This window comes from Aquabacterium sp., from assembly GCF_029946005.1.
Taxonomy (GTDB): domain Bacteria; phylum Pseudomonadota; class Gammaproteobacteria; order Burkholderiales; family Burkholderiaceae_C; genus Aquabacterium.
In genome coordinates, this window is record NZ_JAQSDR010000012.1 from 37686 (window position 1) to 60535 (window position 22850).

General features: G+C 58.1%; 18 protein-coding genes and 1 pseudogene. 12 read left to right on the forward strand and 7 right to left on the reverse strand.

Annotated features, from left to right (window positions below):
• Window position 1 precedes the first annotated feature (1 nt).
• Window positions 2–1105, reverse strand: a complete 1104-nt coding sequence (locus tag PSV38_RS08405; protein ID WP_300546524.1) for an NDP-sugar synthase — start codon at window positions 1103–1105, stop codon at window positions 2–4.
• A 169-nt stretch (window positions 1106–1274) separates the two neighbouring features.
• Here PSV38_RS08405 and rfbB point away from each other — a divergent pair, with 169 nt between their 5' ends.
• From rfbB to PSV38_RS08465, 12 genes and pseudogenes are all read left to right on the forward strand, one after another.
• Window positions 1275–2357 carry a dTDP-glucose 4,6-dehydratase gene (rfbB, locus tag PSV38_RS08410; protein WP_300546526.1) on the forward strand — a complete coding sequence of 361 codons (1083 nt, stop codon included), beginning with the start codon at window positions 1275–1277 and terminating at the stop codon, window positions 2355–2357.
• Window positions 2358–2362: 5 nt separating this feature from the next.
• Window positions 2363–3253, forward strand: coding sequence for a dTDP-4-dehydrorhamnose reductase (gene rfbD / locus PSV38_RS08415; protein ID WP_300546528.1), 891 nt, complete (start codon window positions 2363–2365; stop codon window positions 3251–3253).
• Window positions 3254–3262: 9 nt separating this feature from the next.
• Entirely contained in the window at window positions 3263–4153 is an 891-nt protein-coding gene (gene rfbA, locus PSV38_RS08420; RefSeq protein WP_300546530.1) for a glucose-1-phosphate thymidylyltransferase RfbA, read from the forward strand.
• A gap of 2 nt (window positions 4154–4155) precedes the next feature.
• The gene (gene rfbC, locus PSV38_RS08425) at window positions 4156–4719 is read left to right on the forward strand and encodes a dTDP-4-dehydrorhamnose 3,5-epimerase (protein ID WP_300546531.1); all 564 of its coding nucleotides are present in this window, start codon (window positions 4156–4158) and stop codon (window positions 4717–4719) included.
• Between the two features lie 29 nt (window positions 4720–4748).
• Window positions 4749–5723, forward strand: a complete 975-nt coding sequence (locus PSV38_RS08430) for a lysylphosphatidylglycerol synthase transmembrane domain-containing protein (RefSeq protein WP_300546533.1) — start codon at window positions 4749–4751, stop codon at window positions 5721–5723.
• Window positions 5724–5737: 14 nt separating this feature from the next.
• Window positions 5738–7165, forward strand: a complete 1428-nt coding sequence (locus PSV38_RS08435) for a UbiA family prenyltransferase (protein ID WP_300546534.1) — start codon at window positions 5738–5740, stop codon at window positions 7163–7165.
• An 11-nt stretch (window positions 7166–7176) separates the two neighbouring features.
• Window positions 7177–8517: an FAD-binding oxidoreductase gene (locus PSV38_RS08440; RefSeq protein ID WP_300546535.1), complete on the forward strand. Its 1341-nt coding sequence runs from the start codon at window positions 7177–7179 to the stop codon at window positions 8515–8517.
• Window positions 8514–9251 carry an SDR family oxidoreductase gene (locus tag PSV38_RS08445; RefSeq protein ID WP_300546537.1) on the forward strand — a complete coding sequence of 246 codons (738 nt, stop codon included), beginning with the start codon at window positions 8514–8516 and terminating at the stop codon, window positions 9249–9251. Before PSV38_RS08440 ends, PSV38_RS08445 begins: the two co-directional genes overlap by 4 nt.
• A gap of 145 nt (window positions 9252–9396) precedes the next feature.
• Window positions 9397–10926, forward strand: a complete 1530-nt coding sequence (locus PSV38_RS08450) for a glyoxal oxidase (RefSeq protein WP_300546538.1) — start codon at window positions 9397–9399, stop codon at window positions 10924–10926.
• Between the two features lie 58 nt (window positions 10927–10984).
• Window positions 10985–12085: a glycosyltransferase family 1 protein gene (locus PSV38_RS08455; RefSeq protein ID WP_300546540.1), complete on the forward strand. Its 1101-nt coding sequence runs from the start codon at window positions 10985–10987 to the stop codon at window positions 12083–12085.
• A pseudogene (locus tag PSV38_RS08460) lies at window positions 12082–13236 on the forward strand (glycosyltransferase family 4 protein); the annotation flags it as partial. The gene PSV38_RS08455 and the pseudogene PSV38_RS08460, both read left to right, overlap by 4 nt.
• 69 nt (window positions 13237–13305) lie before the next feature.
• Complete coding sequence (locus PSV38_RS08465) at window positions 13306–14430, forward strand: hypothetical protein (RefSeq protein ID WP_300546542.1); 1125 nt, start codon at window positions 13306–13308, stop codon at window positions 14428–14430.
• 3 nt (window positions 14431–14433) lie between these two features.
• On the opposite strand, the gene PSV38_RS08470 is transcribed toward PSV38_RS08465, so the two are convergent.
• From PSV38_RS08470 to PSV38_RS08495, 6 genes are all read right to left on the reverse strand, one after another.
• Window positions 14434–15753 (reverse strand): hypothetical protein, encoded by a 1320-nt coding sequence (locus tag PSV38_RS08470; RefSeq protein WP_300546544.1) that lies wholly within the window; start codon window positions 15751–15753, stop codon window positions 14434–14436.
• A gap of 209 nt (window positions 15754–15962) precedes the next feature.
• Complete coding sequence (locus tag PSV38_RS08475; RefSeq protein WP_300546545.1) at window positions 15963–18059, reverse strand: cellulase family glycosylhydrolase; 2097 nt, start codon at window positions 18057–18059, stop codon at window positions 15963–15965.
• 185 nt (window positions 18060–18244) lie between these two features.
• Window positions 18245–19351: an acyltransferase gene (locus PSV38_RS08480; RefSeq protein WP_300546547.1), complete on the reverse strand. Its 1107-nt coding sequence runs from the start codon at window positions 19349–19351 to the stop codon at window positions 18245–18247.
• Between the two features lie 41 nt (window positions 19352–19392).
• Window positions 19393–20700 carry a hypothetical protein gene (locus PSV38_RS08485; RefSeq protein WP_300546549.1) on the reverse strand — a complete coding sequence of 436 codons (1308 nt, stop codon included), beginning with the start codon at window positions 20698–20700 and terminating at the stop codon, window positions 19393–19395.
• Window positions 20693–21910 carry a glycosyltransferase family 4 protein gene (locus PSV38_RS08490; protein WP_300546551.1) on the reverse strand — a complete coding sequence of 406 codons (1218 nt, stop codon included), beginning with the start codon at window positions 21908–21910 and terminating at the stop codon, window positions 20693–20695. Before PSV38_RS08490 ends, PSV38_RS08485 begins: the two co-directional genes overlap by 8 nt.
• A complete protein-coding gene (locus tag PSV38_RS08495; RefSeq protein ID WP_300546553.1) occupies window positions 21889–22833 on the reverse strand; it encodes a polysaccharide pyruvyl transferase family protein in 945 nt (314 codons plus the stop codon). Before PSV38_RS08495 ends, PSV38_RS08490 begins: the two co-directional genes overlap by 22 nt.
• Between the last annotated feature and the right edge of the window lie 17 nt (window positions 22834–22850).

Here is a 22850-nt window from a genome sequence, read left to right on the forward strand (position 1 = left end):
ATCAAGCACGTGCATCACCCCAGCGCAAGGTGGTGGACTCGTCACCCTGGTAGGTGGTGTTGCCATGGCGGTCAACGCTGTATTGGGGCGATGCCACCACTTCGTGGAACGTGGCACCTTCGCTCAGGCGCGTGTACTCAAACAGCACGCTGCGCACCACCGTGCTGTTTTTGCGCAAGCGGCAACCATGGCCAATCCAGGTGGGCCCTTGAATGGTGACGCCCGACTCGATGCACGAGCCCGAGCCGATGTACACCGGGCCATTGATCTTCACGGTGTCCCAATCCACCTTGGTGTTCAGCCCCACCCAAACGCCTGGGCGCACCTCGGTGCCGGGCATGTCCATCTGGGCGATTTCACCGCGCAGCACGCGTTGGCAGACCGACCAGTAATCGCTCACGCGGCCAATGTCGATCCAATTGAAATGCCGACTTTGCGCGAAGAAGGGCAGTCCACGTTCTGCCAGCAGCGGAAACAATTGGCTGCCGATGTCGAACTCCACGCCCTGCGGCACCATCTCCAGAATCTGCGGCTCGAAGATGTAGATGCCCGTGCTGGCCAGGTTGGACTTGGCCTCTTCGGGGCTGGGTTTTTCCTGGAACGATGTGACACGGCCCTGCTTGTCCGTCACCACGATGCCGTAGTTTTTGACCTGGTCCTTGGGCACCTCCAGGGCCACCACGCTGGCCATGGCTTTTTTCACCTTGTGCTCAAACAGGGCTGCGCTGATGTCCAGGTCGATGATGGCGTCACCGCACATCACGATGGTGGTTTCGTCAAAGAAACCGCTGAAATCCTGGATGTTGCGCATACCGCCAGCGGAGCCCAGAGGCCTGGGAACGATCTCGCCATGTTCGCGGGCCCCCTCGTGCGAGTAACCAATCTCGACCCCCCAGCGGTGCCCGTCGCCAAAGTAATTTTCAATTTTCCAGTGGTTGAAGGCCACGTTCACCATGATTTCCTTAACGCCATAACGCGCCAAGTGTTCGATGATGTATTCCAGAACAGGTTTGCCCAGAATGGGCACCATGGGCTTGGGGGTTTGCTTGGTCAGCGGGCGCACTCGGGTGCCTTGCCCTGCCGCCAGAATCATTGCTTTTGCCATGCTGCTGCTTGTGCCAATGGATCCTTGTTGATATGGGGTAGCATCATGCAACAAGTGGACCACTGTGGTGCATGTCCACGCCGACACCCCCCAGATGTAGGGCCTGCAAGTGAAGGGGGCGTGGGGCGTAATTCCAACAAATTTGGCCAAAAACCTTTGGGTTGTTCACATGATTTTCATCACAGGCGGGGCCGGATTCATCGGTGGCAATTTTGTCCACCATTGGTTCGAGCGTCTGGCCAAGCTGGGCCTGCCACCAGAGCCCGTTCTGGTTTTTGACAAGCTCACCTACGCTGGCAATCCGCTCACCATCAAGGCGCACCTGGATGCCGGGCGCGCCACCCTGATCCAGGCCGACATAGCCGATCGCGATGCCGTGCGCCTGGCTTTGGCTCAGCACCAGCCCCGTGCCATCTTGCATTTCGCGGCTGAAAGCCACGTCGACCGCTCCATTCACGGGCCGGGCGAGTTCATCCACACCAACATGGTGGGCACCTTCAGCCTGATTGAAGAAGCCCGGGCTTACTGGGGCGCCTTGCAGGCTGCCGACAAGGCCGCCTTCCGTTTCCTGCACGTGTCCACCGACGAAGTCTATGGCTCGCTCGGCGACACCGACCCCGCCTTCAACGAAACCACGGCCTACGCCCCCAACAGCCCTTATTCGGCCAGCAAGGCGGGCAGTGATCACCTCGTGCGGGCCTACCACCACACGTATGGTTTTCCGACTCTGACCACGAATTGCAGTAATAACTACGGGCCTTATCACTTCCCCGAAAAGCTCATCCCCTTGATGATCCTCAACGCGCTCGACGGCAAGACTTTGCCCGTTTATGGCGATGGGCTGAACGTCCGTGATTGGCTGTTCGTGCGCGACCATTGCGAGGCCATCTGCCAGGTGCTTGAAAAGGGCCGCCTCGGTGAAACCTACAACGTCGGGGGCAAAAACGAAGTCCAGAACATCGACGTGGTCACCACCATCTGCCGCAAGCTCGATGCCCTGCGCCCAAAGGCCGCCGGCAAATACGAAGACCAGATCACCTATGTGACCGACCGGCCTGGCCACGACCGCCGCTACGCCATTGATCCGAGCAAGATTGAGCGCGAGATCGGCTGGCAGCCCGCCGAGACATTCACCTCCGGCATCGACAAGACCGTTCAATGGTTTTTGGACAACACCGAGTGGATTGACTCGGTTCGCTCGGGGGCTTACCGTGATTGGCTCAATACCAACTACCAAAGCCGCGTGGCCTGAGCACCATGAAAATCCTTTTGCTGGGCAAAGGCGGCCAGGTTGGCTGGGAGTTGCAGCGGTCGCTGTCGCCCTTGGGGCAAGTCATCGCTCACGATTCCGACACGGCCGATTTCAGCCATCCCGAACAAGTGGCCGCCCTCGTCCAGGCCGTCAAGCCCGATGTCATTGTCAATGCCGCGGCCCACACCGCCGTCGACAAGGCTGAAAGCGAGCCCGAGCTGGCCCGGGCCATCAATGCCACGGCGCCCGGCTTGATTGCCCATGAGGCGGCCAAACTGGGCGCGCTGCTGGTTCACTACAGCACCGACTACGTGTTCGATGGCAGTGGTTCAGCCGCCCGCAACGAGTCCAGCCCGACTGCGCCCTTGAGCGTCTACGGCCGGACCAAACTCGAAGGCGAGCAACTCATCCAGCAAAGCGGCTGCGCCCATTTCATCTTCCGCACCAGTTGGGTGTATGCAGCGCGCGGAGGCAACTTCGCCAAAACCATGCTCCGCCTGGCGGCCGAGCGCGATCAGCTCAAGGTCATCAACGACCAGATTGGCGCACCCACGGGGGCTGATTTGTTGGCCGACGTCACCGCCCACGCCATTCGCGCATTTCGTCAGGCCAGCCGTCCGGAATTGAGCGGCCTCTACCACCTGGTGGCCCAAGGCGAGACCAGCTGGTTCGACTACGCACGCTTTGTCATCGAGTGGGCCCGCGCCAACGGCCAGCCGATCAAGGTGGCACCGCAGGCCATCGAATCCACGGGCACGGCGTCGTATCCAACGCCAGCCAAGCGTCCGCTCAATTCGCGCCTGGACACCACCAAGCTGCAGCAAACGCTGGGTTTGAGCCTGCCCCATTGGGAGCAAGGTGTTCAGCGCATGCTCACCGAAATCACAGGGAAGTAATTCGTCATCATGACTCTCGCGACACGCAAAGGCATCATCCTGGCCGGCGGCTCGGGCACGCGCCTGCACCCCGCCACGCTGGCCATCAGCAAGCAACTGCTGCCGGTCTACGACAAGCCCATGATCTACTACCCGCTCAGCACCTTGCTGCTGGCCGGCATCCGCGACATCCTCATCATCAGCACGCCGCAAGACACGCCGCGCTTTCAATCGCTGCTGGGCGATGGCAGCCAGTGGGGCGTCAACCTCAGCTATTGCGTGCAACCCAGCCCCGATGGCCTGGCGCAGGCCTTCATCCTGGGCCGCGATTTTGTGGGCAACAACCCAAGCGCCCTGGTCCTGGGCGACAACATCTATTACGGGCACGACCTGCAAGGCCTGTTGATGGATGCAGCCAGGCAGCCCGATGGGGCCAGCGTTTTCGCCTACCACGTGCACGATCCCGAGCGCTATGGCGTGGTCGATTTCGACGCCAGCAAGCGCGCCCTCAGCATCGAAGAAAAGCCCAAGGCGCCCAAAAGCAATTACGCCGTCACCGGCCTGTACTTCTACGACCAGCAGGTGTGTGACATCGCCGCCGAGATCAAGCCCAGCCCGCGCGGCGAGCTGGAGATCACCGACGTCAACGCCATGTACCTGAAGCAAGGCCAGCTCAATGTGCAGATCATGGGCCGGGGCTATGCCTGGCTGGACACCGGCACGCACGACAGCCTTCTGGAGGCCAGCCAGTTCATCGCCACCCTTGAAAAGCGCCAGGGCCTGAAAGTGGCCTGCCCTGAGGAGATCGCCTTCCGCTCCGGCTGGATCACCGCCGAGCAGGTTCACAAGCTGGCCCAACCCATGCTCAAGAACGGCTATGGCCAGTACTTGCTCAAAGTCATCAACGAGCAGGTGTTCTGAGCATGAAGCTGATCCCCACGCGCATCCCCGATGTCGTCATCATTGAGCCCTCGGTGTTTGGCGACGACCGCGGCTGGTTCATGGAAAGCTTCAACCAGCACCGCTTCAACGCCGAGCTGGCCAAGCTGGGCCTGCCCGCGCCCCGGCCTTTTGTGCAAGACAACCACTCCTGCAGCAAGAAAGGCGTGTTGCGCGGCCTACATTACCAATTGCCGCCCAGCGCGCAAGGCAAGCTGGTGCGCGTGGTGCAGGGCGCCGCGTTCGACGTGGCGGTCGATATTCGCCGTGGCTCGCCTACCTTTGGGCAATGGGCGGGCGTTGAACTGTCGCCGCAAAACAACCGTCAATTGTGGGTGCCTGAAGGTTTTGCCCATGGCTTTGTGGCGCTGACCGACGACACACACTTTTTGTACAAGACCACCGATGTCTACGCCAAGAACTGCGAGCGGGCCATTGTCTGGAACGACCCAGACATCGGCATTGAATGGCCCCAGCTGGGGTTGTTGCCCAGTCTGGCCGCCAAAGACGCGCAGGCCCCGCGTTTGAAGGATGCGGATTATTTCTAACGCTGTATTGCGCTCGGCATAATCCCGGCATGTTGTCTTCTGTTCCACGTCCCCCCGCAAGCTCATCCACCCGCTTGTGGCGCAACCTCCTGACCTACGGGCTCATTGCGGGTTTTGCTGTGTGGTGCGTGGTTGGATTTCACCGCGATTTGTCTCAGATCAGCCTGACCCCCTTGATCGCGGGCTGGCCCGCTGTTTTGGCGGCCACCGCTTTGTCCTTGTTCAACTACGCCCTGCGCGTGGTGCGCTGGAAACTGTATTTAAGCCGACTGGGTCATGTGCTGCCGTGGCGGTTTGTGTCACTGACCTTCATGTCCGGCTTTGCTTTCACCCTGTCACCCGGCAAGTTGGGCGAGATGGTGCGGGCCCGCTATTACCAGCCTTTGGGCATCCCCGTCTCCGGCCTCATGGCCGGTTTTTTTGTGGAGCGCTTGCTCGATCTGTTGGCGATGATCCTGCTGGCCGTGGCCGTCCTGGCCGAGTTGCAAGCCTACCGACAGGCGCTGTGGGTGGCCGTGGGCCTGGTCGTCGGCCTGATGGCCATGTTGGCGTTCACGCCCTGGCCCTGGGTGGCACAGCGCATGGCCAGCCATCAACGCGCCGAGAGCAAGTTGTTCATGGCCGCGCAATCGCTGGTCACCATGCTGGGCAGCGCCAGCCAATTCCTCAAGCCGGGCATTTTGTTCATGGGCCTGTCCCTGGGCCTGGTGGCCTGGGCCGCTGAAGCCGTCGGGCTCAAGCTGGTGGGCGATGTCATCTCCACTGCGCCCTTGTCGCTGCCGTCGGCCATGGGCATTTACGCCATCGCCATCATCGTCGGGGCACTCTCCTTCCTGCCGGGCGGCTTGGGCAGCACCGAGCTGGTCATGACAGGCCTTTTGCATGCCCATGGCTACCAACTGCCTGAAGCCATACTTCTGACGCTGGTGTGTCGTCTGTTGACGCTGTGGCTGGCCGTGCTCATCGGCTGGATCTGTGTCTGGGCTTTGCGTGGTAAAAATTAAAATCAAGGGTGTTCATGTCTGAAGCTCAATCAACCCCGCTGTGCGTGGACCTCGATGGCACGCTCATTCACAGCGATTTGCTGCTCGAGTCCTTTCTCCTGCTCATCAAGCAAAATCCTTTGTTCCTGTTCCTCGTGCCTTTGTGGCTGCTGGGCGGCAAAGCCAGGCTGAAGGCCGAGATCGCCAGCCGTGTGCAGCTCAATGGCGCCGCCTTGCCGTATTCAGAGCAGTTCCTGAACTGGCTCAAGGCTCAGAAAGCGCAGGGTCGCGAAATCTGGCTGTGCACGGCCTCCGACCAACGCATGGCGCAGGCCGTGGCCCAGCATGTCGGCCTGTTCGATGGCGTATTGGCCAGCGATGGGCAAACCAATCTGTCGGGCAGCAACAAAGCCCAGCAACTGGTTCAGCGTTTTGGCGAGCGTGGGTTTGATTACTGTGGCAATGAGCGTGTTGACCTGAAGGTCTGGCAACATGCGCGTTCGGCCATCGTCGTCAACGCCAAACCGGGGCTGGAAGCCAGCGCCCGTGCCTGCACCCAGGTCGAGGCTGTTTTCCAGCCACCCAAATCAGGCCTCAGGGTCGCCTTGAAGGCATTGCGCGTTCACCAATGGGCCAAGAATGCCCTCATCTTCGTGCCCCTGGCGGCCGCGCACCGTTTGCAAGACACGCCCACCCTGGTGGCCGGCTTGGTGGCGTTCGCCGCCTTCAGCCTGTGCGCCTCGTCGGTCTACCTGCTCAACGACATGCTCGACCTGGAGGCCGACCGCCAGCACCCCCGCAAGTGCAAGCGCCCCTTCGCGGCCGGCACCCTCAGCCTGCTGTTCGGCCTGGTCGCGGCACCTGCGCTGTTGTTGATCTCATTGGCGCTGGCCTGGACCCTACCCCTCAAGTTCCTGGCCGTGCTGGGCGCTTACTACCTGGTAACGCTGGCCTATTCCTTTGGCCTCAAGCGCCTGGTCATGATCGATGTCCTGACGTTGGCTGGCCTGTACACCGTGCGCATCGTGGCCGGCGCGGCGGCCACGGACATCCCGCTGTCATTCTGGTTGCTGTTGTTCGCCATCTTCATCTTCCTCAGCCTGGCCATCGTCAAGCGCTACGCCGAGTTGCACGCCATGCGCAAGCAAGGGCAGCTCAAGGCCAGCGGGCGCGGCTACCAGGTGGAAGACCTGGCCCTGCTGCAAAGCCTGGGCGCCTCGTCAGGCTACATCAGCATCCTGGTGCTGGCCTTGTACGTCAACTCGCCTGACATCGCCGTGCTGTACAGCCATCCCAAGATCGTGTGGATGCTGTGCCCGATCATGCTGTACTGGGTCAGCCGGGTTTGGATGCAAACCCACCGTGGTCACATGCACGATGACCCCCTCGTCTTTGCCCTGAAAGACCGCATCAGCCTGCTCACCGGCGCGGCAGCGGCCGCCGTGCTGTTGCTGGCCGTGTGACGGCCCAAGGCATGGCAACCCAGGCGTTCACCTCGTGGGGCAGGGTCTTTCGTCCGGATCAGCAGGTGCTGGGCATGCCCAGCCGCCACGCCAGCCTGCCTTTGCCGGCCGATGATGCGGCCACGGTGCTGCCCCACGGCAATGGCCGCAGCTACGGTGACAGCAACCTGAACCCCGGCGGCGCCCTGGTGCTGGGCCGCCAACTGGACCGCTTCATCGCGTTTGACCAGGCCACCGGCCTCATCACCTGCGAAGCCGGTGTGTTGCTGTCAGAGATCCTGCGCTTGACCGTGCCCCAGGGCTGGTTCCTGCCGGTCACCCCTGGCACCCAGTTCGTCACCGTGGGTGGCGCCATTGCCAACGATGTGCATGGCAAAAACCACCACCTGGTCGGCTCGTTTGGCAACCATGTCACCCAGTTGGAGTTGCTGCGCTCGGATGGCAGCCGCCGCGTTTGCTCGCCAGCGCAAGATGCCGACTGGTTCGCCGCCACCGTGGGCGGCCTGGGCCTGACCGGCATGATCACCTGGGCGCAAATCCAGCTGCGCCGCATCGCCAATCCTTACCTGCAAACCGAAAGCATCCGATTTCGCAGCTTGGAGGAGTTTTTTGAACTCAGCCAAGCCTCAGAGTCCGATTACGAATACACCGTCTCGTGGATCGACTGCGCCTTCGCGGGCAAGCGCCTGGGGCGTGGTTTGTTCAACCGGGCCAACCACGCGCCCGCGGTCATGAACCCAGCCTTGGTTGCCAAACTGCCCAACCCTGTGCAGGAAAGCACCCGGCGCGTGCCCTTCACGCCGCCCCTGTCGCTGATCAACAACTTGTCGCTCAAGGCCTTCAACCTGGCCTACTTCAACCGCCAGCAGGGCGACCGTGTCGAGGCCCTGCAGCACTACCGCCCCTTCTTCTACCCGCTGGATGCCTTGTTGGAGTGGAACCGCATCTACGGCCCCAAAGGCTTTTACCAATACCAGTGCGTGGTCCCACCTGAGCAAGCCCTGCCCGCCACCCGGCAGCTCCTGCAAACCATCGTGGACAGCGGCATGGGCTCCTTCCTGGCGGTGCTCAAGCAATTTGGCACGCCGCCATCGCGGGGGCTGCTGTCGTTTCCCATGCCGGGCACCACCCTGGCGCTTGATTTCCCCAACCAGGGTGAGCGCCTGCACCGCCTGTTTGCCCAGCTGGATGGCATCGTGCAGGCCGCTGGCGGCCGCTTGTACCCCGCCAAAGATGGACGCATGGGCGCCCAGATTTTCAAGTCAGGCCACCCTCAGTGGTCGGCGTTTTCCCAATTTGTTGATCCGCGTTTCTCGTCAGGTTTCTGGCGCCGGGTCATGGAGTCCACATGAAGAAGATCCTGATCGTCGGGGCCACCTCGGCCATGGCCGAAGCTTGCGCCCGCCTCTGGGCCCAGCAGGGCGACCACCTATTCCTGGCGGCCCGCAACGCGCAGCAACTGCAATCCCTGGCCGCTGACCTGCAAACCCGGGGCGCCACCAAAGTCGGCACCCGTGTTTTCGACGCCAACCAGCACGACCAGCACGCCGCATTGCTGGCCGAGGCCACCCAAACGCTGGGCGGGCTCGACACCGTGCTGATCGCCCATGGCACCCTCACCGACCAGGACCGTGCCCAGCACGACGTGCCCTACGCCCTGGCCGAAATCGGCACCAATGGCCTGTCGGTCGTGGCCCTGTTGACCCTGGTGGCCAACCAGCTGGAGCAGCAAGGGCGCGGCGCCATCGCCGTCATCTCATCCGTGGCCGGTGATCGGGGCCGTCAAAGCAACTACGTCTATGGCAGTGCCAAGGCCATGGTGTCGGCCTTCACTTCGGGTTTGCGCCAGCGTCTGGCCAAAAAAGGCGTCCATGTGGTCACCGTCAAGCCGGGCTTTGTGGACACGCCCATGACCGCACACCTGCCCAAAGGCCCACTTTGGGCCAAGCCTGAGCAGGTGGCCAAGGACATCAGTCAGGCCATCGACAAGGGCCGCAGCATTGTCTACACCCCGGGCTTTTGGCAACTCATCATGCTGATCATCAAAACGATCCCTGAGTTCGTTTTCGTCAAGCTCAAGCTTTGAAAGCGTTCTATTTGCGGATTTATTCCCCCCTTGAATGAGGGTTTTACGGTCATCGTGTGACTTATCGCAAAGACGCAGTGCCATAACCTGAGTCACCATGTGATTTGAGTGTGAATTTGGTGTAATTCTTTTGGATTTTTGTAACATGGCGCGTTTGTGGCAGGCTGCATTGAAAGGGGTTTTGATCCTCACGGCGGTAGCGGTGGTCGGTGCTGTCAGCTGGTGGCAACTGCGGCAACGTGAGGTCAGCCCTGATCAGTACCACGTGCGCGGCAAGTTCGGCCCCGTGGTCGATTGGCCCCTGATCCCCTTGCAAGTCATCACCTTGCCGGACGGTCGGGTCATGAGCTATGGCACCGATGCCAGAGGCCAGCAGACCGGCCAGACCATCTACGACATCTGGGACCCCAGCAAAGGGTTTGGCCCAGAATCCCACCTGACCTTGCCCAACCAAACCGGCACCGACATCTTCTGCAGTGGCCAAATTCTGGTGCCTGCCGATGGCGCGGTGCTGCTTGTGGGCGGAGACCTCACCGTCAATGGTCAGCGCAACTGGTCGTCGGCCGACATCAACTACTTTGATTTCAGCAAAAATGTGTTGAAGTCCGCCGGGCGCACCATGGAGCGTCCGCGTTGGTATCCCACCGTGGCCACCATGGCCAATGGCGAAGTGCTGGTCGTGGGTGGCAAGCTCGACCCCACCCACTACGCCCCAATCCCTGAAATCTACAACCCGCGCACCGGCTGGCGCACCCTGCCAGGGGCCGAGAAGAACGAGGCCTATGGCGAGCCCAACTGGAACTACCCACGCCTGTGGCTGAGCCCCAATGGCAAGATCTTCAACGTGTCCCGCATGGGCAACACCTTTTACCTCGACATCGAGGGTGCAGGCAAGATCGTGCCGCTCAAGGCCAAGTTGTTCCGCGGCCATTCCTATTTGCCCAGCCTGATGTACGCGCCTGGCAAGGTGCTGTCCATGCGCATGCTGGGTGTGGCCAACGACATCGACCTCAACGGCGCAGAGCCAGTGGTGAAAACCACGGGCTGGTACACGCCGATCCGGTTCAACGCCTCGGCCACCGTTCTGGCCGATGGGCAAGTGTTTGTCAGCGGTGGCGGCTTGAAGAACAACGATTCCAGCTCGCACATCCTGGCCAATCGCCTGGCCGAGATCTGGAATCCGCAAACCGGGCGCTGGAACAGTGCGGGTGTAGCCCACAAAGACCGGCTGTACCACTCGGTCGCCTTGCTGATGCAGGATGCCACTGTGCTCACTGGCGCGGGCGGGGCGGGCTATTCCAAAGCCAGCAACAACCTGAATGCCGAGGTGTACTACCCACCTTATCTGTTCAAGCGCGATGGCTCGGGGCAGTTCGCCGAGCGCCCCAAAATTGATCAGGCGCCAACGGTGGTGAAGTGGGGCGCGGCCTTCAATGTTCACGTCCAGGGCGCGGGCATTTCCAAAGTCAACCTGGTGCAGATGGGCTCATCCACCCACGCGCAGGTGTATGACCAACGCTTCATGGGCCTGAACTACACCAGCAGGCCCGACGGCACGTTGTCGATCACCGGGCCGGCCAGCAGAAACACCGCCCCACCGGGCTACTACTACCTCTTTGTGTTCGATTCGGCGGGTGTTCCCTCCGTTGGCAAGGTGATAAGACTAGACGCCTGATCCATGAACCCCTCCCATTGCTTACACTAGTCGGCTAAGCACACAAAAGGGGTTCAAGTTGGCGTTTGGCTCGCCCATCATTTTCAATGGCCGTTTTCTCCAGCGCCCGGTCACGGGGGTTGAGCGCTTTGCCATCGAAACATTGCGGGCACTGGATGGCCTGATCTCGTCCGGAGAAATCCAGCTGGGCCCCCTGTTCCTGGCGGTTCCCAGGGGCACGCAAACCCAGGTCTCGTTCAAGCACATCCAGCTCATCCAGGTGGGGCGCTTTCAGGGCTATGCCTGGGAGCAGATCGAGTTGCCCTGGTTTGCGGGACGGCGCCTGCTCGTCAACCTGTGCAACACCGGGCCCGTTTGCAAACGCCACCAAGCCGTGGTCATCCACGACGCCGCCGTGTTTTCCGTGCCGCAGGCCTACGGCTCGGCCTTTCGCCTGGTCTACAAATGCATGCACCGCATGCTGGCGTGGCGTGGCGCGCGCATCCTCACCGTGTCCGAGTTTTCCAGGCAAGAACTGGCCCGGCACCTCCACATCGCGGCCGAATCGATCGCGGTGCTGCCCGAGGGCGGCGAGCACGTGCTTCGCGTGACGCCCGACGACGGCATCTTGACCAAGGCTGACCTGCGCAAGCGCCCCTTCGTGCTCGCCGTCAGCAGCGCCCAGGCCAACAAAAACTTCGCCTTCGTGGCCCGGGCCCTGGCCCAACTGGGCGATCCTGGTTTCGACGTGGTGGTGGCCGGCGGCACCAACCCTGCAGTGTTTGCTGCCAAAGGGTCGGCTTTGCCCCCCTTCGTCAAGCACGTGGGTTATGTCTCTGATGCAGAGCTGGCCAGCCTTTACATGCACGCCGCTTGCTTTGTGTTTCCATCGCTCTACGAAGGGTTTGGCATCCCCCCCCTGGAGGCCATGGCCCGGGGCTGCCCTGTCGTGGCCTCCAATGCCGCCTCCATCCCTGAGGTTTGCGGGCCTGCGGCGGTATATTTCGATCCCCGAAACCCATCGTCATTTTTGGATGCACTTAACAGGGTCATGGGCAGCGAGTCGGCCCGAGTTGAGCTTAAAGTGTTAGCCCAACAGCGCAGCCAGCTGTGGACTTGGCCGCGGGCTGCACGTTCATTGCTCCAGGCGTTGCCACAACAGGTACCTACGCACCCATGAGTATTCAAGTTGCTGTGCGCGAAGCTGCTTCCTTCCCCCCCGTCATCAACCCTTTGGCCAACCGCAAACTCAAGGTGGCGGTGGTGCACGATTGGCTGGTGGTGTACGCGGGCGCAGAAAAGGTGCTGGAGCAGCTCATCAACATCTGGCCCGACGCGGATGTGTTCACGCTGGTTGATTTCCTGCCAGACGACCAACGGGCCTTTTTGAAGGGGCGCCCCGTGATCACCAGCTTCGTGCAGAAGCTGCCCTTTGCGCGCACCAAATACCGCAGCTACCTGCCCTTGATGCCCCTGGCCATCGAGCAGCTTGACCTGTCGGGCTACGACCTCATCGTTTCATCCAGCTACGCCGTGGCCAAGGGTGTGCTCACCTCGGGCAACCAGTTGCATGTGAGCTACGTGCATTCGCCCGTGCGCTACGCCTGGGATCTGCAGCACCAGTATTTGCGCGAAAGCAAGCTGGAGAAGGGCTTCAAATCCTTCATGGCCCGCTCACTGCTGCACTACATCCGCATGTGGGATCACCGCACCGCCTGCGGCGTGGATGTGATGGTGGCCAACTCCCGCTTCATCAAGCGGCGCATCAAAAAAGCGTATGGCTGTGAAGCCCAGGTCATCTACCCGCCTGTGGACACCGCAGGATTCACGCTGTGCCGTGACAAGGAAGACTTCTACGTCACCGCCTCCCGGCTGGTGCCTTACAAGATGATTCCCGCCATTGTCGAAGCGTTTGCACTCATGCCCGGCAAGCGGCTCGTGGTGGTGGGTGATGGGCCGGAGCTGGATCGCATCAAGGCCCTTGCCGGCCCCAATGTTGAGGTGATGGGGCACCAGCCCTTTGCCACCCTCAAGCAACTCATGCAAACGGCCAAAGCCTTTGTTTTCGCGGCTGAAGAAGATTTTGGCATCACGCCCGTGGAGGCCCAGGCCTGCGGCACCCCCGTCATCGCGTACGGCCGTGGTGGGGCGCTGGAGACCGTGCGCGGCCTTGGGGTGAGCAGTGCGCCCACGGGGATATTCTTTCACGAGCAAACCCCTCAGGCCATCGCAGAGGCTGTTCAGCTGTTTGAACGCCATGCTGGCGAGTTCTCGGCGGATGCGTGCCGCGCCAATGCTGAATCGTTCTCAACCGAGAACTTCAGAAACCAGATGGCCGCCTTGGTCAGGCAATCGGTGGCTGACTTCGGATACTGACGACATCACCTGGGGCAGATCTAAATGAAGTTGATCAAGGAAACATGCGTTGCTGTGGTGCTGGCGATGGGCTCTGCACAAACAGGGCTGGCACAGGCCGCGCCAGCTTGCCCCGCCAATCGAATCCAATGGGGGGTTAATTTTCACCTTCCTCCCGAGCAGTGGGACAAGGTGCCTGACGTTATTGCTCCAAGAGGCTTCACTCGCGTTCGAGTCGGTTTGTGGGGGCATGATGCAGGCTATATCAAACGCCTTCGCACCATGGTCAGCAACATGGCTAGTCGAAATATCAAGGCAGAGGCGATCATTTTCAATGCCTATGCCCGAGACTATCCCAAGGCCAAACTTTGCAATGCCGATTTGGGTGAGGTGGAAAAGGAAAGCTACAACGATGCCAAAAAAGCCATTGCTCAGGTTCAGGATCTGATTCAAGATTTTGAAATGTTGAATGAGGCGCCTTTGTACCCGAATATCCAGGTGCCCGGCTCAAACGGCAGAGATGCCAACGATTTCGATACGCCTTGTGGTCGAATGCAGGCTGCCAATTTGCGCGGAATGTCGCGGGCCATTGCTGACGAGCGTAAACGCACAGGCCGGCCTCTGCGCATCATTCTGGGTACTGTCGGGAGAGACTTCGGTTTCTACAAGTTCATGCTTGCTCAAGGTGTGAAGTTTGATGTGGCCGGTTATCACATCTACCCCCATGAAAAGCACAAGACTTTGGACATGGACCCATGGTTTGGACCTGGTGGGCCACTCAAGCAATTAGCTGAATTCAACCGCCCCGTCATCATCAATGAATTCAATTGTGGGGAAACTTACGAGTCTGATTTTGAAAATCAGCCTGACAAGCCCAGAACAGAATCCTGCTATAGGGGTTTTGTGAAACACATGAAGATGCTGGTCAGCCAGAAGCTGGTCAACATCGAATCTATCTACCTTTATGAATTGGTCGATGAACCACATCGCAAACCCCCTGAGAACAGGTTTGGTTTGATGAGTGACCTAAAGACACCCAAGGTTACCATGCTGTTGGCGACAGCCTTTGCCGGGGGAACCCTTTCAAAGGCTGAGGTGTCCGAGCTTACTCGTCGTAAATTATTGACCCCGGAGCAAATCGAGAACTGGGGCGGTTGTCAAAAACCCTGAATATCAATGCTTGTTGCCGATCAGGCTGGTTGGAAAAATGATTGGTAAGGTGGGGTTCGAGTTGCTCTGATAGGCCTTTTCCATATGTTCGAACCGTTCTTCAAACTGGTATGGGCGGTGCCAATAGAGGATGCGGGTGTAGTTCTTCTGAACCTCTTTGAAGGCGTCCAGACTGTGGTGCTGATAGCCCTGTTGATGCGTTGCCATCATCAAGCTGACCATGCTGGCAATCAGCAGGGCATAGATGTGTCCTGCGAAATATTTGCTTAACCGGCTTTCGCGCAGTGGGGAGGTGCACGGCAGCGCTACTGCAAAAACACACAGCAATTCAGGGTATAGGATTCGTTCGCCAGGATTGACTATTTGCACGGCCAGTGATGGCGCAAAAATATAAGCCAGTGCAAATATAGTGGCTGCGATCGAAAGGTGCAATGTTTTTGGATTCGAAAATCGGCGAAGCACTTTGATATGAAGTGCGACTAGTAAGCCGCCAATCAATACATTCGTTGCCACGCCAAAATAATAAAGAGCAGGTGATCGATCAATATCACTCACCGCCCCCAGCATGAAGTTTTGATAAGGGCCTGCTTTGGTGAGTGTGTAGATTTTATAGGCCCAGAACTTCATTGATAAATAAGCTGCTGGTGCATCCATGGCTTGCATGGTGTCATTGTTGTGTACCTTCATGTACCATAATGTTAGGGTAAATGCAGGTAAGCATGCCAGCGAAAATAATACAATGGCGCGCCAGCCCTGGGTGCAGGCGCGAATACCAGCGATCACGCCAAAAGCCAATAAGCAAAAGCCGTGGGAAGTAAAAGCCAGTATGGAAAAAAGTAGATTGATCCAGGTTTTATCCTGCCATTCTTCACTCAAGCTCAGATAAGCCATCAGAACCAATAGTCCAAATTGGTAATTGATGTAGCCACTCCAGAAGCTGGAATTCAGAATGATGCACGACAATAAAAGTGGGTAAGCCAAAACCCCATTCAACTCGTATCGTTCTACGAACGTTTTGGATAGCCAGCCGCCCAGCACCAAATAGACCACCAGCGTGGCTTTGCCTGCCCAAACAGGTCCCATCATGGGGTTGAAGGATCCCATGATGAACTGAACCAAGACATAGGGGACTGGGTAGTCGCGCAGATAAAAAAGGGAATCTGAGTTCCCATGCATCAAATCGCTGAAGATGAAGGATTGATACACCCACTCGATATAGTCCGCCAGGGGCGGGTACTTGAATGTAAAAAACAGCAGTAATGTGGCAATAGATAAATAGGCCAACTGTATCAAGCGTGATACAGGTTGATTGACTTGTCGCATGCTGGTTCAGTGTAGAAATCGTTGGGTGGGGCTGGCTGGTTCAATCAGCTTGTGCGATCCTACTACCTCACGAGGGAAGTCTGTAAATGGACCCCTTCATTTGGGGTGCAACAAATCCTTAAATGTGTACGTAAGCAGTCCGTCGATTGCCAGATTGGAAGCGAAAAATGCCCGATGACTGAAGAGTCATCGGGCATTTTGAAAGGGCTTTACTTGGTTATCGTCACAAACAAAGGACCATCCGCTTCGCTCATGACGACCGAGCGTCCTGTGCTGGTTACGGTGGGCTGCACAACTGTGCCGTCCCAACGAGTCAGGGTCTTGATGGTCGAAGGCAATTCAACGGTGACCTTGCGATCATTGGTGTCCGTCCAGAGGGCAAAGGCCCGGTCCGTGGTGCCATCCCAGCGCAGCACGTGTAATCCGGGCGGCACGTCAGGCAGGAAACCCTTGAAAACGCGGCCCTTCTGAGCACTGTAGAGAGTACGCATGGCGATCATGCCTGGCTTGTCACTGCCATCATTGGTCAAGAGCCCGAAGTTGTGCTCGCGTTCCTTCGGATTAGTGCCCGAGTCAAACAGGTCAAAAATGATGGTGATGGGGGCATTCAGTGCCAATTGTGTCAAGACTTTTCGCAGCACCAAGTTGCCTTGACGACGGCGTGCACGGGGGTCATGGCCATTGCCATAAACGCTGGCATCGATGTCCTCGAACGATGAATAGCCCCATTCCGTGTCCCACAGCTCGACCGACAAGCCCTTGCTGGCAATCAGTTGTTGAATAGGGCCGATTTCCGAAGCATAGGTTTCAGGTGCTGTCTTACGGTAGGGGTGAATCCCGATCGCATTGAGGCCCGTCAGCTTACCGGTGTTAAGCATGCTCATCAGGAAGGCTGTGTCCATGTTCGCCAACCCGCCGCTCACCACCTTGGCTTTTGGATCGGCCAAGTGAATTGCGCGGACTGTCTTGTTCACCAGATTGGCAAATAGCACAGGATCAGGTGAGGGCCAACGCAGATCCATGTTGGGCTCATTCCAAACTTCGTAGCCGGCGACGTTGTGCGACTTGTAGCGAAGCGCTGCTTGGCGGCCTAACTCGGCATAGGCGCTTTGGTCAGCATCCGAGCGAGGGGCTGATCCGCCATGGTCAGGGTGCCCATAGTCGAGGATCCAGAGTACGGACATGCTGCGCTTGTCCAGTTCGGTCACGAGCTCATCGTAGCGGGCGAAGTTGAAAACCCCCTTGGATTCGACACCGTCCCAACGCAAATCCTTGCGAACAACTGTAATGCCGGCTGCTTTTAGCTTGTCTAGCTGCGCTGTGGTTCGAACCCCCGCGCCAAGGCGGCCCACGTAGGTGGATGGGAATGCGATGCTGGACAGCGGAGCATTTGACTTCAATTCGAATGTGTTATCTGGCGTCTTTAGCAAGGCCACGTTGTCGACTTCAATCGTACCTGGGGGCGTGGCGATCAGAGTGCTGCTCGCCATGATCGAAACCGACTTCAAGGGGCCGCGGAAGACGCCATTGTTGTCTCCACCCCAGTAGGTTGTGCTTTTGCCCACGGGGATTTGCACCGATCGCCACCCAGCCGCCGCACCGGAGTGTTCCAGTGTTCGAATTTGCATGGGGAATTGCAAAGTCTGGCCCGAGCCATCGACGACGCGTAAGCTCGGGGCAGCCACTCCTTGCAGGTTGCGGATGTCTACCGCGATGGTGGGTTGGTCCGTACTGGCGACGGCTAAATTGGCAGGCAACCGGAAATTGGCAGCCACGTAGCGACCGCAGGAGTCATTGCTAGGCCTGAAGGTAGGGGTGCCGCAACCTAAATCGTATTGCAGCGCTGCCCCTTTGCCACTCACGCCAGCGACTTCGTACAAGCTGCCGTTGGCACCTGGAAACTCCGAACCTGGGTAGAACAGCCAGTTCGACGTCTTGTCAGCATCGGTGTCAAACGTCGAGATCATGGCGGAAACAGCGGGCGCCCACGAAGGCGAGGTGTCCACGGCATCGGTCACGACCGCTGGGGGAGGGGCCACTACCACTGGCGTGGTAGGTGTGGTGGGGGTACTTGTTGAACCGCCAGAAACTGGCGTGGTAGGTGTGGTGGGCACGGCTTCGGGAACGGCGTTGCCGCCCGAGGTTGCGGGTGGCGTTGAGCCGCCGCCGCCGCCACAGCCTGCCAAAACAATCGACGCGATACAGGCCAGTGCGATCAAACGGTACTTACTCACCATATCTATCCTAAATTGCGTATTCATGTGCTCTGCGACAATGTCGAACTCATTAACCAAAATGTGAGTCAAGCTTAATTGGCAGAGCCAAATGAAGGCTATGAAGCATTGCACACTATGGAGAGGGGATACAGAGCGTTACAGCACTGGCATCTGGGCATATCTGCAGATTCTAAAGAATTGGAATCCACAGGTCTGTAGCGGTATCCACTAGCATTTCTTCGCGTTCCCCCTTGAGTGAGGGGGGCGCAGGCCCGTCAAACGCTACTTGTGTTACTTATAGATACACTTTCCCTGGGTTTGGTCAAGCGGTGTCCCCACTGATTGGCTGGAGCTTCGATCAGTCGGTAACTGGCCTCAGCGATCGCCAAGCAAAGTACGCTTCCGGCAAGCATGTAGTAGCCTACATGAAATCCATAGATTGCATGACTGTTGCTGGTGCCAATAATGACAGCCATTGCGATGGGGTGAAAAAGGTATATCGAATAACTTATTTTCCCCATCCAAATTAAGACGCGTGGTGGGCGCTGTAGATAGAAAAGACCCAGGCCGAAAATTAGCAGGCCTAGCAAATGTGATGAACCAAACCGAATAGGTGAATCGGTCAACCTGTGTCCGCTGGCTAGATATACCACCACCACCACCACGGGAACGCCAAAATTTAATACCGTGCCAATGACGGCAAAAAAATTGATCCGTTGGTCTTTCCAAGATGCATCAAAGGCTGTTCTGTAAACAGCGCCTAAAAACATGATGCCTAGCAAAAAAGGTGCGTAAGCTATTTCCTTGAGTGGCGTTAACTCATGGTGTCTGCTGAAGTAAATCTGAGATATGCCAAAAATCAGCAGTGAACCCAGGGAGGCCAGTAAAAGAGCACCTGGACGATGCAATACTTTGGCAACAAATAAAACTGCACAGCTAATATAAAAAATCAGTTCTATTTGTAAAGTCCAATAAAGGCCAAGTATGTGTTTTTCTCCCCAAATGCTTTGAAGCATTGTGGTGTTCGCCGCCACAGTGCTTAGGCTGTAAGTTTGATCGAGCATCCAATGGTGAACCACAATGGCGACCAGGATGGATACCCAATAAGCTGGATAAAGGCGGAATAAGCGCTTGATTGCAAAACCTCTGATCGGGTCCGTTTGTCCCAGCTTGAGGCTGCTTGGAATGATGAAGCCACTTATCAGGAAAAAACAGACGACACCAACTCTCCCGAAGTCAACCAACCAAGGGATGTCGTAGAAGCCCGTGCCATTTGCAGCAACACCTGGAATCCGCAAGAAAGATTCCGAAAAATGTTGCCAAACCACCAGAATCGCAGCTATCGCACGAAGAGCATCGAGTGGGGAAAACCTATTTTGCATTGAGATGACTGCTGGATACGGTAGGTTTAGTGCTTGTGTTCTCAATCTGGAGTGGCATGAGCCTCTTCCGGCTGAGAAAGCAAGCCCCATGCAAGCCCCATGGCGATGGGAGAGAAGGCATCGTCAGCGATGTTAGTCACGATGCCGTAGCCAAGGCCCATGACGGCCACGGTAAAGGCGGAATTAGAGACACCGCGCCGATTTTGGGCGTGTTTAAAGACCCGTATATAAAAAAACACAAACAAGGTCGTACCAATGAGGCCGAAATTCCCCATCAAAAATAGGTGCAAATTATCGACCACTGTGTAGTTGTTGGTTCTTCCCGAAAAAAGTGAAGGCAAACCAACGCCACCCAAGCCCTCGCCGATCAGCCAGTTATACCAGTGCTTGAAATTGTTCAAGGTGGCCGGCCATGTATTGGCGATGCGGTCGGCGAAAGATGAGAGTAAGTAAGGGCTGGATCTGAAGAAGCCGAAGCCTGGGTTAACCACCCAGGAAATCAAGGGGGCAAGAAGACCAACCAAAAAGAAAGTCGTGGCCAAGGATTTACCGGCCAAGGATCTGAGGCTGGATCCTATAGGCAACAGAGAAATGCTGGCCACACCGGTATAAGCCAAGACTAAACCTTTGCTGGTGGTGAGGTAAATGCCTGCGGCCCCGATGAACATCACGCACAAACGAAGCCAATAATTCTTCATGGTGATGAGCATTGCCACACCCGTGAGTCCCAGAATGCCTGCGGCCACGGGCGATGCACGCGTCAGTCCGGCCAAGCGACGCTCTCCGCCAGCGACCCACCAGACGCGGCTCATGTCAGTTGCACCGAAAGCACTTTCAAAAGAAGCGCCTTCCCAGGGGTATATGTAAAACTTGTTGACTAGCACCCCCGCAGCGGTAATAAAAAACAGAGAAACCGTGGCGTATTTGAAATGTTTTGGATAGGCTAAAATGGATGTGTAGGCGCTGAGTCCAAACAAGAATGTTGCAAATATCTTGATGGCGAATAAACCAGAAAAGAATGCATTGCCTAAGAAAATAGTGGCAAACAACGTGGTGATCATTAAATAAATCAACAGTTGTAGCTGTGTCTTTTGGCGTTCGAAATTTGTCCGTTTGAGCAACAGGCCGGTGAGAATGATTGAGGCGGATATCAGATCACGGGCGTACAGCAGGGTTGCTATTTTTAAATACGACAGCACGAACCGCACGGGGCCTTCAAACGCGACCGTAGTGATGTAAATAGCCAAACCCAAAAATATGAGTTTGTCGAGTTGACTGGGACTTGCGGCTGCCTTTGAGTTGGGAGGAAAGGCAGTGTAAGAAGTCCGTATCGGGATGGCGCTAGACATGGCATGCCTCCTTGAACAGCGATTCGTGCTCGCGCAGCATCGCTGAAAAATCCACGAAACGAGCCACCGAGGCCCGCGCTCTGGTGTGCATCTGTGAAATGATTTCGGGGTGGCGGGCCGCGTTCACAATGGCGGCCTTCAAGGCACCGGGCGCGTCGGGATCGAACAGTACGCCATTGACGCCGTCCTGAACGATTTCGGGAATGCCGCCACGCCGGGCGCCAATCACCGGCACGCCTTGGCTGATGGATTCATACACCACGCCTGGCAGGGGGTCGTTCCATTGCGAGGGCGCAATGCACACATCAATTTGCTGAAAGAAAGCCATGGCATCGGCCTTGCCCAAGAACTTCACCACGTTGGGTGGGGCCAGGGCCTTGAGCTGGGCTTCATAGCCGGGCTCGCCAGTGCCGGCCACCAACAGGGTGATGCCGGGCACCTCTTGGGCCGCCAGCACAAAGGCCTCGATCAAGGGCTGGATGCCTTTGACCTCGGTCAGTGCCCCGATGAAGCCAAACACCACAGGCCGCTGCTGGCTCGTCAGTGGTGCGCGGGGCGCGGGTTCTGGCAGATCGCGGGCGTTGTAGATCACGCGCTTGATGGGCGTGTTCTTGAAAATGCCTGCCGCCAGGTGCGTGTTCAGGATGGATTGGCTGACCGACAGCACGGCCGATACCTTGTCGGACAAGGCGGCATGCGGCCGCCTGAAAATCTGGCAGGTGCTGCAGGCCTGCTCGCAAATGCGCCCGTTCTTGTACATGGTGACGCTGGGGCAGATCAGGTAGTAGTCGTGCATCACATGCACGATGGGGATGCCCAGGCGCTGGGCCTGCTGCCACACCGCCACCGACAGGCCCGACAGGTTGTTGGACACCACCACATCGGGCTTGACCTGCTGCATCACTTCGCGGATGGGGCGGGCCATGAACAGGTTGTTGCTGTCAATGCCATGCCAGAGCATGCGCTTCCAGGTGGGGCGCGCCTCTTTGGGGAAGCTCCAGTACACATTGCGCTGCTTGAGCCGGTGCACCTCGATGCCATTGACGTTGTCACGCGCATCGGCATCGGCCGAGACGAGCGCCGACACCCGATGCCCGCGCGCGGCCATGCCTTCGGCCATGGCCCGCAACATGACCTCGGCCCCGCCACCCACGTGCGGGTGGTAGGAGGTGTTGGTGTACAGGATGTTCAAGCGAACTGTCGTTTCCACTGGTTGATTTGCTCAAACGGCATCTTGATGGACACGGGCTGGGGGTTGTTGATCCATTGCTCAATGCCGGCGATGTCGGCGCGGGGCAGGGTTTGCAGGCCGGTGTCGCGTCCGATCTCGGCGGCGCGGTTGTCCACCTCCAGGATCAGGGTGCGGCGGCCATGCTGCAGGGCCCGGATGCCGCCGTGCAGGCGGTTGCCCACGTAGTCGCAATCGGTGGTGGCCAAGAAATCATTGAAGGCGGCCAGCGTGGGCGCGATCACCTTGACCTTGTCGCCCACCTGCGATTTGGCGTACTCCAGGTCTTCAAACATTTGCGACCAGAAGTACACCTGCTCGTAGTTCTTGAGCACGGTGTCCATCCACTGGCGGTCAACCTCGATGTTCTTGAGGTATTCGGTCACCGTCATGACGGCGATCTTGGCCTTGTGCGTGGGCAGCTTGCTGCAGTGCTCGGGCGTCAGGCTCCACATGGTGGGGCAGCCGGTGTAGACCACGTTCTTGATGCCGATGGCGTGCAGGTGCTTCTCGGTGTAGCGATCGCGCACCGAGTGCAGGTGCTTTTTGGACAGCATGGAGCGCAGGATGAAGGCGGTGGCAAAGTCAGGCACCGATTGGTATTTGTGCCAGCCCACGCCGCACAGCACGGCATTCTTGACCTTGAAAACGTCTTGCAGGCGCAGCTTCCACTGGCGGTACCAGAGCCAGTGGCTGGTCAGCATGTTGGTGCCGCCCACGAACGAGAGGGGGCTTTTGGCGATCTGCTCCAGGCCGCCCTTGCCGGGGCAATCGTGCGTGGGCACGTGCAGCAGGTAGTCGTCCGGAAAGATCTCGTACAGGGCGGAGTTGACCGCATCCATGATGATGAAGTCGCCCAGGTTGTCGGTGACCTGGCTGGGGTCGAATACGACGATTTTCCGCATTTGCTTCTTTCTTGATC